At 64.4% G+C, this 15,985-nt stretch carries 14 protein-coding genes; 8 read left to right on the forward strand and 6 right to left on the reverse strand.

What is annotated here, in order from left to right:
- Nucleotides 1-18: 18 nt before the first annotated feature.
- Both GTP69_RS01745 and GTP69_RS01750 read left to right on the forward strand, forming a co-directional pair.
- On the forward strand, nt 19-1,278 hold the full coding sequence (locus GTP69_RS01745) for a putative O-glycosylation ligase, exosortase A system-associated (protein ID WP_161053253.1): 1,260 nt from the start codon (nt 19-21) through the stop codon (nt 1,276-1,278).
- Complete coding sequence (locus GTP69_RS01750) at nt 1,275-2,114, forward strand: polysaccharide deacetylase family protein (protein ID WP_161053254.1); 840 nt, start codon at nt 1,275-1,277, stop codon at nt 2,112-2,114. The genes GTP69_RS01745 and GTP69_RS01750 overlap by 4 nt, the downstream gene beginning before the upstream one ends.
- Here the strand turns inward: GTP69_RS01750 and GTP69_RS01755 are convergent.
- The 3 genes from GTP69_RS01755 to GTP69_RS01765 are packed head-to-tail and all read right to left on the reverse strand — an operon-like array spanning nt 2,044 to nt 6,688.
- Nucleotides 2,044-3,906, reverse strand: coding sequence for an asparagine synthetase B family protein (locus GTP69_RS01755; RefSeq protein ID WP_161053255.1), 1,863 nt, complete (start codon nt 3,904-3,906; stop codon nt 2,044-2,046). The genes GTP69_RS01750 and GTP69_RS01755 overlap by 71 nt on opposite strands.
- Nucleotides 3,903-5,129 carry a pyridoxal-dependent decarboxylase, exosortase A system-associated gene (locus GTP69_RS01760; RefSeq protein ID WP_161053256.1) on the reverse strand — a complete coding sequence of 409 codons (1,227 nt, stop codon included), beginning with the start codon at nt 5,127-5,129 and terminating at the stop codon, nt 3,903-3,905. The genes GTP69_RS01755 and GTP69_RS01760 overlap by 4 nt, the downstream gene beginning before the upstream one ends.
- Entirely contained in the window at nt 5,126-6,688 is a 1,563-nt protein-coding gene (locus tag GTP69_RS01765) for an acyl-CoA ligase (AMP-forming), exosortase A system-associated (protein ID WP_161053257.1), read from the reverse strand. The genes GTP69_RS01760 and GTP69_RS01765 overlap by 4 nt, the downstream gene beginning before the upstream one ends.
- Nucleotides 6,689-6,847: 159 nt before the next feature.
- Here GTP69_RS01765 and GTP69_RS01770 point away from each other — a divergent pair, with 159 nt between their 5' ends.
- From GTP69_RS01770 to GTP69_RS01795, 6 genes are read left to right on the forward strand one after another with little or no spacing between them, the layout of a single operon-like run.
- Nucleotides 6,848-7,576, forward strand: a complete 729-nt coding sequence (locus tag GTP69_RS01770; RefSeq protein ID WP_161053258.1) for a GNAT family N-acetyltransferase — start codon at nt 6,848-6,850, stop codon at nt 7,574-7,576.
- A complete protein-coding gene (locus GTP69_RS01775; RefSeq protein ID WP_161053259.1) occupies nt 7,543-7,785 on the forward strand; it encodes an acyl carrier protein in 243 nt (80 codons plus the stop codon). The genes GTP69_RS01770 and GTP69_RS01775 overlap by 34 nt, the downstream gene beginning before the upstream one ends.
- A 2-nt stretch (nt 7,786-7,787) precedes the next feature.
- A complete protein-coding gene (locus GTP69_RS01780; protein ID WP_371867764.1) occupies nt 7,788-8,627 on the forward strand; it encodes a hydrolase 2, exosortase A system-associated in 840 nt (279 codons plus the stop codon).
- Nucleotides 8,627-9,454, forward strand: a complete 828-nt coding sequence (locus tag GTP69_RS01785; protein WP_202424259.1) for a hydrolase 1, exosortase A system-associated — start codon at nt 8,627-8,629, stop codon at nt 9,452-9,454. Before GTP69_RS01780 ends, GTP69_RS01785 begins: the two co-directional genes overlap by 1 nt.
- Nucleotides 9,448-10,698 (forward strand): glycosyltransferase, encoded by a 1,251-nt coding sequence (locus GTP69_RS01790; RefSeq protein ID WP_161053260.1) that lies wholly within the window; start codon nt 9,448-9,450, stop codon nt 10,696-10,698. Before GTP69_RS01785 ends, GTP69_RS01790 begins: the two co-directional genes overlap by 7 nt.
- Nucleotides 10,695-11,303 (forward strand): tetratricopeptide repeat protein, encoded by a 609-nt coding sequence (locus tag GTP69_RS01795; protein WP_161053261.1) that lies wholly within the window; start codon nt 10,695-10,697, stop codon nt 11,301-11,303. Before GTP69_RS01790 ends, GTP69_RS01795 begins: the two co-directional genes overlap by 4 nt.
- Here the strand turns inward: GTP69_RS01795 and prsR are convergent, their stop codons facing one another.
- The 3 genes from prsR to GTP69_RS01810 are packed head-to-tail and all read right to left on the reverse strand — an operon-like array spanning nt 11,304 to nt 15,980.
- Complete coding sequence (prsR, locus tag GTP69_RS01800; protein WP_161053262.1) at nt 11,304-12,644, reverse strand: PEP-CTERM-box response regulator transcription factor; 1,341 nt, start codon at nt 12,642-12,644, stop codon at nt 11,304-11,306.
- Complete coding sequence (prsK, locus tag GTP69_RS01805) at nt 12,631-14,649, reverse strand: XrtA/PEP-CTERM system histidine kinase PrsK (RefSeq protein ID WP_161053263.1); 2,019 nt, start codon at nt 14,647-14,649, stop codon at nt 12,631-12,633. The genes prsR and prsK overlap by 14 nt, the downstream gene beginning before the upstream one ends.
- Nucleotides 14,649-15,980, reverse strand: coding sequence for a TIGR03013 family XrtA/PEP-CTERM system glycosyltransferase (locus tag GTP69_RS01810; protein ID WP_229260754.1), 1,332 nt, complete (start codon nt 15,978-15,980; stop codon nt 14,649-14,651). The genes prsK and GTP69_RS01810 overlap by 1 nt, the downstream gene beginning before the upstream one ends.
- Between the last annotated feature and the right edge of the window lie 5 nt (nt 15,981-15,985).

Consider the following 15,985-nt stretch of genomic DNA (forward strand, 5'->3'; position numbering starts at 1 on the left):
GCCAAATCAATGACTGCCATGCGCGACATATTCGTTACCTTTATTGTGTTTGCCAGCCTGCCGCTGATCATCAAACATCCCGTCAATGGCGTGCTGATGTGGATCTGGATCAGCGTCATGAATCCGCACACCCAGAGCTGGGGCTTCGCCACCACCTTTCCGTTTGCGCAGATCATCGCCGTCATCACGCTGTTCAGCCTGGCCACTTCGCGCACGCCGAAGACCTTGCCGGCCAGCGGCATCACTTTTGCCCTGCTGGCCATGGTGCTGTGGATGAACATCACCACACTGTTTGCGATCTTCCCGGCGGCGTCCCAGGTGCAACTGGCCAAGGTGATGAAAATCATGTTGATGAGCCTGGTCACCATGGTGGTGATCCGCCGCCGCGAGGATGTGCACCGCATGATCTGGGTACTGGTCATTTCGCTGGGCTACTACGGCGTCAAGGGCGGTATTTTCACGGTGCGCGAAGGCGGCAACTTCCGCGTCTGGGGGCCGATCGGCACCTTCATCGGCGGCAATAACGAAATCGCCCTGGCGCTGATCATCGCCATTCCACTGATGCGCTACCTGCAACTGAGCAGCGACAACCGCTGGGTCAAGCACGGCCTGACCGCCACCATGCTGCTGTCCGCCATGGCCGCGCTGGGCACCTACTCGCGCGGCGCGCTGCTGGCCATCGGCGCCATGATCGTGCTGATGTGGCTGAAAAGCCAGCAAAAGCTGCTGGGCGCCTTCGTCATCCTGATGTTCGCGCCATTGGCCATGCTGTACATGCCGGAGCGCTGGACCGAACGCATGGACAGCATTGCCGACTACGAGGCCGACACCTCCGCCATGGGCCGCATCAACGCCTGGCATATGGCTTACAACCTGGCCAAGGACCGCTTCTTCGGCGGCGGTTTCGAGATCGCCGAGCCGTCCGTGTTCTACCTGTACGCGCCGAACCCGGCCGCTGTTCATGCAGCCCACAGCATCTATTTCCAGGCGCTGGGCGAACATGGTTTCATCGGATTGGGACTGTATCTGCTGCTGGGCGTGCTGACCTGGCGCTCGGCGTCGTGGATAGTCCGCAGCAGCCGTGACGATCCCGAACTACAATGGGCCAGCAACCTGGCCAAGATGATTCAATCCAGCCTGATCGGCTTCGCGGTGGGCGGCGCCTTCCTCAGCCTGCTCTATTTTGACGTGCCGTATTATTTGATGGCCGCCGTGGTCGCCCTGCGCGCGCTGACCGAACAGCGGCTGGCCGCCCGCAAAGCCGAGGTGGCCCGATGAGCGCGCAACGGTTGTCGATCCTGATTTACCACCGGGTGCTGGCACGAGCCGACGCATTGCTGCCCAGTCTGCCCGATGCACAACGCTTCGACCGCCAGATGGCGCTGCTCAAACGCCATTTCAACGTGCTGCCGGTCAGCCAGGCCGTACGCCGGCTGCAAAGCCAGACCCTGCCACGGCGCGCCGCCTGCATCACTTTCGACGACGGTTATGCCGATAACGCCGAGGTCGCCTTGCCGATTCTGCAGAAGCACGGCCTGAACGCCGCCTTCTTTGTCGCCAGCGGGTACCTGAACGGCGGTCAGATGTGGAACGACGACATCATCGACTACGTCCGCCAGTCCGGTGGCGACCCGCAGGCGCTGGACCAGTTGCTACAGGAACTGAAATACCTGCCGTTCGATCACCGCCTGCGCACCGCCAGCGCCCTGGCGCCGCCACGCGGCCGGCAACTGATGCTGCGTTCGGAGCAACTGCAAGCACTGCACGCTGCCGGCATGGAAATCGGCGCGCACACCCATCGGCACCCGATCCTTGCCGCCGTGCCGGATGCCGACGCCTTCACCGACATTGCCCAGGGCAAGTCGATGTTGGAAAACATCATCCAGGCGCCAGTCACACTGTTCGCCTATCCGAACGGCAAGCCCGGCACGGATTACCGCCAGCAGCATGTACAAATGGTGAGCGAGATGGGTTTCGACGCGGCCTTCAGCACCGTTGCCGGCGCCGCCTATGACGGCAGCGACCCGCTGCAATTGCCGCGTTTCACGCCGTGGGAGCCGGACCGGCTGCGGTTTCTGCTGCGGCTGCTGGCACAGCGGCGGATCGCGGTGTAGCGTGCTGTTGCAGCCATTGTTCCAGCATCATCAACACCCATACCATAGTGCCGTGATAGGCCGGATGCTCGTGCACCAGCGTCTGCGTCAGGTGGTCGATGAAGTCCGCGCGCACGATACGGCGGCCTTTCAGATCGGCCAGGCTGTCAAACGCGAGTTCGCGCAAGCGGATGTCGGTCAGCAGCCATTGGCCGAACGGCATGCCGAAGCCGTGCTTTTTCTTGCGCAGGATGGCCTGCGGCAGATGGTCGCGCAGCGCATGCTTGAAGAAGTAGCGCAGCCGCGTGCCGTTCAACTTGTCGCTCGGCGGCAGGCAAGCCGAGAACGCCAGCAGCTCATCGCTCAGGAACGGAAACGCCGCCTCCACGCCGGCCAGCTCACACGCCAGGTCGACCTTGCGCAGGTCGTTGTCGGCCAGCGTGTAGCGCAGATCCAGCGCTTGCATGCGGTTGATCTGGCTGAGTCCGTGCGATTCCCAATAGCAGGCATTCAATTCTCCGAGCGGCGCGCTTTGGTCCACGGACGCCAGAAAATCGCCATGCAGCATCGGTGCCGGACCGTAGCGTTGCAACAGATTGTAGGTTTCCAGCCGCGCCGGCATCGGCACCAGCGCCTGCTCGACGTAGCTGCGGGCCTTGCGCAGCAGCGGCGCCTGCCAGCGGCGTGCCAGCCCGAACAGCAGCGGCTCCAGCAGCAACTGTCGCACAGACGACGGCAACTGCTCATAACGGGCAAACACCGCCTGACGCGCGTAACGCTCGTTACCGCCGAACAGCTCATCGCCGCCATCGCCGCCCAGCAAGCGCGTGACCCCGTCCGCCCGCGCCATCTGCGCGCAGAAATACGCCGGCACCACGGAGGAATTGCCAAAGGGCTGCGCGCTGGCCGCCGCGATCTGCGGGATAGCGTCCGCCACATCCCCCGCAGTCAAATAGTATTCGTGATGATCCGTGCCAAAATGCTGGGCGGCGATGCGGGCATAGGCCATTTCGTCGTAGCCGTCGACATCGAAGCCGATGGAATAAGTGCGCGCCGGCCGCGCCAGCAAGCCGGCTAGCGTCGAACTATCCGTGCCGCCGCTGAGAAAGGCACCGACTTTCTCGGTCCCGGCCGCCGCTTGCTGTACTGAATCGCGCAACGCGCCCAGAAACTGATTTTTCAACGCCACAAACGGCGTGCTGCGCTCCTCACGGAAACGCATGCACCAGTACACGCCACGCTCCATGCGTCCGCGCCGGTACAACAGATACTGGCCCGGTTGCAACCGGTACTGATCGCGATACACGCCGCGTGGCGCTGGAATCATGTGGAAATACAGGTAGTGATACAGCGACTGCGGGTCCAACTCGCCTGCCGGCAAGGCCGCCAACGAGGTCGCAAACAGCAGTCCGTGCGGTTCGCTCTGGTAATGCATGGTATGCACGCCGCTACGGTCCACCGCCAGCATCGCCTGGCCCGTGTTGCCATCGATGATGCAGACAGCGAAATGCCCGGTCAGATCGGCGCAGGCCTGCGGGCCGCGTGTACGCCATTTCTGCACTAGCCGTGTGGCAAGCTGATCTGCACTGCCGTCCAGCCTGGCATGGCCCCAGATGGCGGCAAGCAAGCCCGGTTCCTGGTGCAGGCTGACCGCCTCCGCACTGGCCGCAACGCCGAGTCCGCACGGCTCGCTCGTTAATATCCTGACCGGACTGGCGTCGAAGCGCGCCATGCTGGCGGTGCGGTCCGCCAACGGCAACGCGCCAAATTGCGTATCACGTTGCAGATTCAAATAACCGCACAGCCCGCTCATACCAGCACCTCCAGTGGCGGCGGATGGCCGAGAAACGCGGTCGGACTGGCCGTCAAGCCATAAGCGCCGGACTGGAACACCACCACGTAATCACCCGGCTCTACGCGCGCCAGTTCCATGCTGTCAGCTAGCATATCAAGCGGCGTGCACAGCGGGCCGACCACGGTAACCACTTCGCGCGGCGCAGCGTGCATGCGGTTGCCGACCGCCACCGGATAATTCTTGCGGATCACCTGCCCAAAGTTGCCGGATGCGGCCAGATGATGATGCAGGCCGCCATCCGTAATCACAAACACCTGGCCGTGCGACAGTTTGCGTTCCAACACGCGGCAGACGTAGACGCCGCCCTCGGCGACCAGGTAGCGGCCGAGCTCCAGTATCAGTCGCGTCTCCGGCGACGCGGCGCTCAGCACCTGCGCAGTGGCGTGCAAACCTTCCGCCACGGCAGCCAGATCCAGCGGCCGCTCACCAGGAAAATACGGCACACCGAAACCGCCACCAATATTCAGCAAGCGCATCGGCGCCGGCGCATGTTCCGCCAGGCGTAGCGCCAGTTGCACGCTCAGCAGTTGAGCTTCGCAGATTGCCTTGGCGGACAAATTCTGCGCGCCGCAAAACAGATGAAAGCCCTGAAAATCCAGTTCCAGCTGACCCAGTTTGCGCAGCATCACCGGCACCCGCTCCGCATCGACGCCAAACTGCCGCGCGCCGCCGGCCATTTTCATGCCGGCATATTTCAGCTCAAATTCCGGATTGACGCGCACCGCCACGCGCGGCCTAATTCCCAATAACTCGCCCACGCGCGCTGCACGCGCCATTTCGTCTTCCGATTCCAGATGCAGCACCACGCCGGCCGCCACCGCGCTGCGCAACTCGGCATTGCTCTTGCCCGGCCCGGCGAAACTGATGCGCGGCGACGGCATGCCGGCATCCAGCGCGATTTTCATCTCGCCGCCAGACGCCACGTCAAAGCCGTCCACCAGCGATGCCATCATCTGCACCAGCGCCGGCATGGGATTCGCTTTGACGGCGTAATGCAAATGCACGCCGGCCGGCAACACCTGCCGCAGCAAGCCAATCCGCGACTGGATATGGTTGCGCTCATACGCATAAAACGGCGTGCGGCCGACCCGCTCCGCCAGCCGCGTCAGCGCGATGCCGCCTAGTTGCAGGCAATCATCCTGCACCGGGAATTGGCGCAACTCCGCATGGGAAATCGTCATCGACGCGCCTCCAGTTCCTGCGCCAGCAGCCGCCGGTCGATCTTGCCGTTGGGATTGCGCGGCAGGGGCTCGCTACGCATATCGATGCGCGCCGGCACCATGTAGGCTGGCAGACAACGCTTGCAGGCAGCCAGTAGCGCCGGACTGTTCAGCTCATCGCCCACTGCCACCAGCGCGATCGCCTGGCCCAGCGTCGGATGCGCGACGCCAAACGCGGCCGCCTCCGATACCAGCCCGGTCGCATACACCACCTCTTCCACTTCCGCCGGGCTGACGCGGTAGCCGGAAGTCTTGATCATGTCGTCAGTGCGGCCGATAAAGTACAGATAGCCTTCTTCGTCGGCACGCACGGTGTCGCCCGACCACACCGCCAGTTCCGCTATCGGCAAGCCGCCGCTACGGTCGGGCAAAGGCCGGAAGCGTTCCGCCGTGCGCGCCGCATCGTTCCAGTAGCCCATCGCCACCAGCGCGCCACGATGCACCAGTTCGCCCGGCTCGTTCGGACCGCACGGCGAACCATCGTTGCGCAGCACCAGGATTTCGGCGTTGGGAATGGCCTTGCCGATCGATTCAGGCCGGATCGCCAGCTGCTCCGGCGCCAGATAAGTCGAGCGGAACGCCTCGGTCAGCCCGTACATCAGATAGATTTCCACATGCGGCAGCGCCTTGCGCAGGGCTTTGATGGTGTGCTGCGGCATCACGCCGCCGGAGTTGGTGATATAGCGCAATCGGCGCGCATGATGCCAGCTCAGCTCCGACAGCTGTATCCACAGCGGCGGCACGCCCGCCAGACCGGTGATGCGATCGCGATCGACCGCGTCGATCACATCGCGCAACAGCAGGTGGTTGAGCAGCACGGCGCAGGCACCGACGGCAAACGCGGTGGTCAACTGGCTCAGGCCATAATCGAAACTGAGCGGTAGCACGCACAGCAATCGGTCTTCCGAGGTGTTATGCAGATACGTGGACACGCTGAGCGCGCCAGCCACCAGATTGCGGTGCGACAGCACTACACCCTTGGGCTTGCCCGTGCTGCCGGAGGTGTACAGGATGGCGGCCATATCGCTGTCAATGCAGGGATGAAACTCCTGCGGGGCTGCCGCCAACATCGCTTCGCGCCACGAATGCAGTTTGATGCCGTTGGGCGCTTGCAACGCCTCCATCGACCCGATAATGATGACCGTATGCAGATCCGGGCAGCCGCCCAACGCCTCCGCCAACTGATTAAACCGCTCACGCGAGGTCACCAGAATGCGCACATTGCAGTCGGCGAGGATGTACGCCACTTGCTCCGCCTTCAGCACCGGATTGACCGGCACAAACACCGAACCCGCCACCGCCGCGCCAAACATGGCCACCACCGTCTCCTCGCGCTTCTCCAGATAGACGGCCAGCCGCTCGCCGCGTCCCAGGCCATGATCCAGCCAGGCGTACGCAGCCTGCCGTACCATCTGCTCCAAAGCGCCATAATTCAGGCCCACGCCTTGATAAGACAGTGCCTGCCGGTCCGGCACCTGGCGCGCCGACTGAAAGATACATTCGTGGATTAGCTGCGGCATGACGGTCAGCCTTCGCGATGGACGGTCCTCCATGATCGGGACAAACTGCCGAGCCGTTCTTGATGCGCATCAAACGCCACGCGCGCTTGTGCTGGCGCAAACCGTGCGCGCCGCGCCCATAGTTTAATCAGAACCCCGCTCCCGATCGAACTGACTGTCATGAGCAAGCGCCTGCGTCTCACTCTCGCCCAACTTGGCTGGCTGAATACCGCCCTGTATCTGCTGGCGCGCGTGCTGGCGCGGGCCAGTGGCGGCCGCTGGACGCTGTTCCGCTACCTGTTTGTCGCCCAATATGTCAGCGATTCGCCGCTCACGCCGATGCGTGGTGCCGACATCAGTATCCACTCTCCCGATGTCAGCACGCCGCTGCCGGACGGCTATCCGCGCCCCGCGCATGTGGTGCGCGACCGTTACGCCCAAGGCGCCAGCACGCTGACGGCATGGCGAAACGGCCGGCTGGCCGGCTTTCTCTGGCTGATCCCAAATGCATACCAGGAGGACGAAGTCCGCGCGCGCTACCGGTTGTCGTCCCAACGCGAAAACTGGGATTTTGACGTCTGGGTGCGACCGGATGAGCGCCTCGGCTGGGTCTTCCGCCGATTATGGGAAACCGCGCGCCAGCAGCTGCGTGGACGCGGCGTGCGCTGGACCTGTAGCCGCATCTCGGCCTTCAATCCCGGCTCGTTGCGCGCGCATGCGCAGATCGGCGTGGTGCGGCTAGGCCACGCCGTGTTCCTGCGCTGCGGCCAGTGGCAGTGGATGGTATGCAGCCTGCGGCCCTATTTCCACTTGTCGCGCCACCCCGCATCCTTTCCCCAACTGATGTTCGACACCAGCCAGCTACAGGAGCCGTCATGCCCCAATTTTCGCAAGTCTGCCACATCCTGAGAAGCACCCTCTCCCTCGGCCACATGCAGCTGACCGAAGACACGCCGCTGCTGGGCAGCCTGCCGGAGCTGGACTCGATGGCGGTGGCCAACCTGATCGTCGCGCTGGAACAGCACTTCGGCTTCGAAGTCCAGGACGACGAAATCAGCGCCCGCCACTTCGCCACGGTTGGCTCCCTGGCCAGCTTCGTCGCCAGCAAGACGGCCTGACCGTGGACGCCGCCTCCCTTGCCGCCCTGCCGTTCTTCCTCAATGCCGATGAGGGCGAACGCTTTTGCCTGTACCACGCGCCAGAAATAGGCACGCCGTCGCGCGGCGCCATCCTCTACGTCCATCCGTTTGCGGAAGAATTGAACAAGAGCCGGCGCATGGTGGCGTTGCAGGCCCGCGCCTATGCACAGGCAGGCTTCGGCGTGCTGCAAATCGATCTGTTCGGATGCGGCGACAGCAGCGGCGAGCTGCCGCAAGCCCGGTGGGATACCTGGCTGAGCGACCTGACACGCGCATGGCACTGGCTGCAAGCACGCCACACCGGCCCGCGCTACCTGTGGGGGTTGCGTCTGGGCGCCTTGCTGGCGCTGGACTTTGCCACGCGCGTGCGGCCGGATGGCGTAATCCTGTGGCAGCCCGCCCTGAGCGGACGCGCGCATCTGAACCAGTTCGTGCGGTTGCAAAGCGCGGCGCGACTGTTCTCCAATCCGCCGGCGGCCGAGCAAAGCACGGAAATCGCCGGCTACCTGATGTCGCCCGCGCTGTCGGCCGCCATCGGCCAGCTGGATGCGGAAGCGCTGGCGCCGCGCTGCCCGGTGCAGTGGATGGAACTGAGTCCCGCGCCACAGGACGCCGCCGCCGACTACGCCAGCGCGGCAGGCAACAACCACGCGACATTGCAGCCAGCGTCCGAAGTGTTGATCGAGCGCTGGCGCCAGAGCGGCGCCAGGGTGCAGGCTTATCCCGTCCACGGCGAGGCTTTCTGGACCAGCAGCGAAATCGGCGTCGCGCCCGAGCTACTGGCCGCAACCACTGCCGCCGCCCCCAGGGAGCCGACATAATGCCGCAGCAACGCGTACTCCAATTCACTTGCCAGGACTGCTGGCTGTTCGGCATCCTCCATATGCCGGACCAGCCGTCGACGCGCGGCGTATTGATCGTCACCGGCGGCCCGCAATATCGCATCGGCAGCCATCGCCAGTTCGTGCTGCTGGCGCGCCACCTGGCCGAACACAATGTGCCGGTGATGCGCTTCGACTATCGCGGCATGGGCGACAGCGAAGGCGAGATGCGCGATTTCGAATCGATCCAGGACGACCTGGAAGCGGCCATCGGCCAGTTCTTCAACGCCATGCCAGTATTGAAGGAGCTGGTGCTATGGGGCCTGTGCGACGGCGCCACCGCCGCTGCCTTTCACGCGCCGGACGATCCACGCATCGCGGGCCTGATCATGCTCAACCCGTGGGTGCGCACCACACAAGGCGAAGCCCGCACCACGCTGCGCCACTACTACCTGCAGCGCATCCGTGACGGTGAATTCTGGCGCAAGCTGGCGCAGGGCCGCTTCGGCGTGCGCCGCGCACTCTCGTCCTTCCGCCAGGTGGCGACGGCCGCCGGCCAGCCGTCCGCGCAAATTGAATCGCTGCCGGAACGGCTGCACCAGGCGCTGTGCCGCTTCCGCGGCCAGATCCTCATCATCCTGAGCGGCGCCGATCTGGGTGCGCGCGAATTCATGGCGCTACCACGCCAGAGCGCCCATTGGCGCACGTTGCTGGCATCACCTCGCGTGCGCCAGACCATCATCCCGCACGCCAACCACACCTTTGCCCGCCAGGTCTGGCGCGACGAAGTCGCCGACATCTGCACCAAATGGATACGAGCATGGTAAAGCGCGTGCTGATGATCGCCTATCACTACCCGCCGATGCGCGGTGGCAGCGGCATCCACCGCACGCTGGCCTTTACCCAATACCTGCCGCAACTGGGCTGGCAACCGATGGTGCTGTCGGTCAGCCCCAATGCCTATCCGGACTACAGCCGCGCCGACGCGGTGCCGCAAGTGCCGGTGCACCGCAGCTTTGCGCTCGATGCGGCGCGCCAACTGGCCATCGCCGGCCGCTATCCGTCCCTGCTGGCGCAGCCGGACCGCTGGATTTCATGGTGGCTCAGCGCCGTGCCCACCGGCTTGCGGCTGATACGCCAATACCAGCCGCAGTTCATCTGGTCCAGCTACCCGATCGCCACCGCGCATCTGATCGGCCTCACGCTGCATCGCCTGACCGGCATTCCATGGATTGCCGACCAGCGCGATCCGATGATCGATACCGACTACCCGCCGGACCCGCGCCGCCGCCGCATCCACGGCTGGATTGAGCAGCAGGCCATGCAACGCGGCGCGGCCGTCATCTGCACAACGCCAGGCGCCGTGCGCGACTTGCGTCACCGTTTTCCGCGAGCGGATACCCGCCGCATTGCCCTGATCGAAAACGGCTACGACGAGGTGAGTTTCATCGGCGCGGAAATCGCTACCCCGCGTGCCACGTCGTCGCCCGGTCCTTTCCGGTTGCTGCACAGTGGCGTCATCTACCCGTCGGAGCGCGACCCCGGCGCACTGTTTGCCGCATTGGCGCGCCTGCTGGCGCAAGGCGAGATACAGCCGGCAAGCTTTCGCCTCGTGCTACGCGCCAGCGGCCACGACGCCTATCTGCAAGGCCTGATCGCACGCCACCCGCACCTGGCGCCAATCATTGAACTGGCGCCGCCCTTGTTGTACCAAGAGGCGCTGGCCGAAATGCTGACGGCCGACGGCCTGCTGCTGCTCCAGGCGGAAAACTGCAACGGCCAGATTCCGGCCAAATTGTACGAGTACCTGCGTGCCCGCCGTCCGCTGCTGGCCTTGACCCACCCGGACGGCGACACTGCCGGCCTGCTGCGTCGCGCCGGCATCCACACCACGGCGCGGCTGGATTGCGTTGACGATATCGCTACCGCGCTGCGCCACTTCCTGCGCCTGTGCCGCCAGCAGCAAGCGCCAACCGCACCACCGGCACTGATCGCCCGCCACTCGCGCGCAGCGCGCACCCGCAAACTGGCCGCGCTGCTGGACCGTCTCCACAGCAAGGAATCAATATGAAACCCCTCGCCATCGCCCTGATCCTGTTCTGCGCAAACGCCGCAGCAGCCGACGACTGTCCGCCCTACGTCAAGCACAATCCCGGCGGCGACTACAGCAGCCCCGACGACCGTCAGGGCCTGAGCGTAGTGGAAAACTACCACTTCACTCCCGACGTCGAGCGCCTGGTACGCGGCGCCAGCGGTCCATTGGGCGCCGACATCGGCTACACGCTGGAACACTTCCCCAACCATCCGCGCGCATTGTCGGCCATGTCGCGCCTGGCGCTGCGCGACAAGAACCGCAAACCTCACGGCGCCCACTACACGGTGGAATGCTTCTTCAACCGCGCACTGGGTTTCCGTCCCGACGACGCCCGCGTCCATTCGCTGTATGGCGCCTATCTGCTGGCGATCGGCCAGACCGACACCGCGCTGGAACACCTGGAGGAATCAGCGCGGCTGGAGCCATCCAATCCCACCGCCCACTACAACTTGGGCCTGCTGTACGTGAAGAAGAAAGACTACGACAAAGCCCGCGCCAGCGCACAAAAGGCCTACGGCATGGGCTTTCCGCTGCCCGGCCTGAAAAACAAGCTGACCGCCGCCGGCGAGTGGCGCGAGTGATTACTTCAAGCCGTGGTGATTCATTAAATCGTACAAGGTCGGCCGGCTCACGCCCAATAGCTCCGCCGCCTTGACGATATTCCCATCCGCCCGCGCCAGCGCCTTCACCATCACCCTATATTCAGCCGTCTCTCGCACCTGTCGCAGGTTAACGGATTCCTCCTGCCCATCCGGTAGCCCAAGATCGGCAGGTGTGATCTGCGGCCCTTCCGCCATGATGACGGCGCGACGAATACAGTTCTCCATCTCGCGCACATTGCCCGGCCATGCGTAGGCCTCGATGGCGGCCAGCGCCTCCACGCTGAATGCCAGCAGCGAGCGTGATTCGCCGGCACAGAACTTGTTGCGGAAGTGATGCGCCAACAGCGCGCAGTCGCCGGCGCGGTCGCGCAACGGCGGTATCGTCAGCACGATCTCGCTCAGGCGATAGTACAGATCTTCACGAAAGCCACCTTCCGCCGACAGCGTCTTCAGATTGCGATGTGTGGCGCAGACCACGCGTACGTCGATGCTGATCTCACTGCGTCCGCCCACCCGCTCGATCACGCGCTCCTGTAAAAAGCGCAGCAGCTTGGCCTGCAACGCCAGCGCCATGTCGCCAATTTCGTCGAAGAAGAAAGTGCCGCCGTGCGCCAGTTCCAGTTTGCCGGGTGTCTGCCGCTGCGCGCCGGTAAACGCGCCTTTCTCGTAGCCGAATAACTCGCTCTCCAGCAGATGCTCCGGAATCGCCGCGCAATTGATCGCCACAAAGCGCTTCTCATGGCGCGTACTCAGGTTATGCAGGCCGCGCGCAATCAACTCCTTGCCGCTGCCCGAGTCACCCAGCAGCATCACCGTGGCCGAGGACGGCGCCACCTTCTCCACGCTACGACACAGTTTCAGCATCACCGGATCGCGGCTGATGATGCCGGCCAGCGGCGAATCGGACTGAATCTGTAGCATGCGGCGGTTTTCCTGCTGCATGGCGTGCAGATAGAAGGCCCGCGCAATCACCAGCGACAGCGTGTCCGCGTCCATCGGTTTCTGATGAAAGTCGTAGGCGCCCATGCCGATGGCCTTTAGCGCATTGGCGCGCTCCTGGTTACCGGACAGGATGATCACCTTAGTGTCCGGCGCTGCGGCCAGTATCTGCGCCAGCAGCGCCAGACCTTCGCTGGCGCCGTCGGGATCGGGCGGCAAGCCGAGGTCCATGGTCACCACCGCCGGCTGGTGACGGCGTAATTGTGCCAATGCGGATTCGCGGTCGTCTGCGGTGACGACGTCATAGGCGTCCAGACTCCAGCGCAGCTGCTTTTGCAGTCCCGCGTCGTCTTCGACCACCAGTAGCTTATTCTTGCCCATGTTCGGACTCCTTATGTAACGGCAGCGTCACGCGAAACGTCGTGCCCTGGGATGGCGCGCTGGCGACCTGCAACTGGCCGCCGACCTCGCTAAGATATTCGCGGCTCTCGAACACACCGATGCCCATGCCTGCCGCCTTGGTCGAGACGAACGGCTGGAACAGGCGCTCACGCACAAACTGCTCACTCATGCCATGGCCGGTATCGGACAGCTCGACGACTGCCGCACCGTCGCTTTCCTGCATGCGCACCGCAACCCGGCCGGAACGCGGCGTGGCTTCGACCGCGTTCTGCAGCAGATGGCCGATGACCCGCTCCAGCCGCCGGGCGTTGGCCAGCACCGTCAGACCGGCACTACACAATTCCAGCGAAGGACGCGGTTCGCTGCTGGCGTGCAGCTGCACCACGCGCATCAGCAGTTGATCCAGTTGCAGCGGCGCGGCGGCATCGGGGGCATCGTCGCGGCGCAGCTTGAGCAGCAGATGCTTCATCTTGCCCAGCGAGTGAGACAACGTATCCAGCATATCGTTCTGGAAGTCTGGATTGGCCTTGTGCTTTTCCGCGTTCACCAACAGCAGTGAGAGTTGCGAGACCAGGTTTTTCAGGTCATGCACGATGAAGGTCGACATGCGGTTGAAGGACTCGAATTGCCGCGCCACGGCCAGACTATCGGCCGACGCGCGATGCGCCAGGTAGCTGGCGGCCTGGCTGCCGGCGATTTTCAGCACGTCGCGCACTTCCCAATTGAGCTGCAATGCGGTACGCGGCAAAGCCAGGCAGATAAAGCCGAACAGGCTGCGATCCAGCATCAGCGGCACGATCAGCCATACGCCGGCGCTCCACGATGGCGGTGGCAGGCCTTCATAACGTGCGGGCTGGCGACGCCATTCCGGCAGATCCACCACCCAGCCGCGCACCGCCAGCAAGCGGCACAGCGGACTATCGGATCGTTCGTCGGCATCGGGCAGCGGCATATTCCAACGGGTCGCAGGCCGAAACAGATCGTCTTCGCGCCGCAGCCACAGCATGCCCGCCGGGCTTTCGACCAGCCCCGCCATGGCCTGAATCGCCCGCTCGGACAGGCCGCCCGCATCGTCGGCCAGCGCGCGCGTGAAGCGCTGCCATTCTTCGCGATAGTCGTAACGGCCCTGATAAAAATGCTTGCCGATGAATAGCTTGAGCCGCGCGCGCATGGCGCCGGAAAACAGCACGCCGACAAGCAGCAGCGCGGCGCCGCACAGACAGGCCAGCTGCATCAGCGCGCCCCACGCGCCGCCGATATAGCGCAGATACCAGGCGCTGACGGCCATCGCCAGCAGGTACATCGCAGCACCCAGCAACGCGGCGGAATGGAACATGATCTGGCGCGACAGCTGTAGCCCCGGCGTCCACACCGGACCGCGCGCCATCGCCATCGCCAGCAGCGGCGCGCTCAAGGCATTGACGATGCCGCGTGCAGCCCAGATATCCGGATTCACGCGCCGCAGCAGCATGGCGTCGCTGTACAGATAAAAGTCGAAAGCGAACAAGGCTCCGATGCCCAAACAGGCAAACTTGATGCCCCAACGCGTGTTCTGCGGCGCGTTGCGATACAGATGTTCGACCAGCAGCATGCCCAGTACCGATGACGCCAGCGGCAGGCCTGCGTGCAGCAGCGGCGACGCATCGGGCTGCAAGGCCACCGCCAGCGCCGCAGCCGGCAGCAGCATCGCGCACGCCAGCAATCGCCAGCCCGCGCTGGAGAGCCGCATCAGCAAGGCCAGCCAGCTAGCGCAGCGCAGCGCGTCCGCCACGCCAGGCAAGATCGGTGCGATGGGCGCGATCAGCACCTCGGCCATCGCGCAGGCCGCCCATAGCGCCGTCACCACAGCAGACCATCCCATGGCGCGCGCATGCGGACGCTGACGCCATGCAGGCCGCAGCAACAGCGCGGCCAGCGCGCCAAACGCCACCAAGGCCACGCCATGGCTGAACGCTGCCACGCCTGTGGCGCCGTCCCACTGCATCAGCGGCCACCTTTACCGAACAAGACCACCTGCACCGTGTCCACCAAAATCAGCAGATCGAGGAACAGGCTATTATTTTTCACATAATATAAATCGTATTGCAGCTTGCGCAGCGCATCCTCCACCGATGCGCCGTAGCGGTAGCGCACCTGCGCCAGGCCGGTGATGCCAGGCTTGATCCCATGCCGCACGTTGTAGTATGCGATCTGCTCGCACAACTGGTCGACGAAATACGCGCGCTCGGGACGCGGACCGACAAAACTCATCTCGCCGCGGAACACATTCAGCATCTGCGGCAGTTCGTCGATGCGCAGCTTGCGTATCCAGCGGCCGACCGCCGTCACGCGCGGATCGTTCTGCTCCGCCCACTGCGGCTGGCCATCCCGCTCCGCGTTCTGCCCCATGCTGCGGAACTTCAGCACATGGAACAGCCGGTTGCCGCGTCCCACCCGCTCCTGACGATAGAACACCGGACCGCCGTCCTCAATCTTGATGGCCAGCGCGGTCGCCAGCATCAGCGGCATTGCCAGCAGGCCGATGGCGGCGCTGGCCAGCAAATCCAGCAAGCGCTTGACGATGGCGCGCAGCACGCCCTGATCGAAGCCGCCGCCAAAAATCAGATAACTCGGTTGCAGCGAATCGATGCGGATCTGGCATGCCTCGCGCTCGAAGAAGGTCGCCGCGTCGGTCACCGGCACGCCGCCCAGCGCGCACTCCAGCAACTGCCGCACCGGGAAGGCGCCATTGCGCCGGTCGCCCACCGTCACCACGATTTCATCGGCGGCGTAACGCCGCGCCAGCGTGAGCAATGGCAGATCGGCCGGCAACAGCATGGCCGGCGGCACCGCGCGCATCTCCCCCTGCACCGGCACAACGCCCACCACCCGGAACGGATGAAAACCGGCGCTGCTGGCCGCCAGCGCCAGGCACTCGCGCGCAATCGCGCCGTCGCCAACGATGATCAGCCGCTGCTCCAGCATGCTCGACTGGGCCGAGGTGAACACCACCAGCCGTGCCAGCAGCACCGCGCCGCCACCCAGCAGGAAGACCATGCTGCCCAGCCGCCCCAGCTGCATTTCCGGCAACAGCGCCGCCAGCAATTGCATCAGGCCAAATCCCAGGGCCAGCGACGGCATGATGCGCAAGACAATGCTCTTGATGTCTTCGCGCGACTGGTCGTGCTGGTACATACCCAGCGTGCCCATGCTGAACACCATCACCAGCGCAAACGCCAGCGCCGGCACATAGCGTTGACCTGGGTCAGACAGCCACAGCGGTGAACTGGCGATGCCCGCCGCCAGCAATATCGACAGCTCCAGCAACAGCAGCATGAACG

It is taken from the genome of Duganella levis (assembly GCF_009857605.1).
GTDB lineage: Bacteria > Pseudomonadota > Gammaproteobacteria > Burkholderiales > Burkholderiaceae_D > Rugamonas > Rugamonas levis.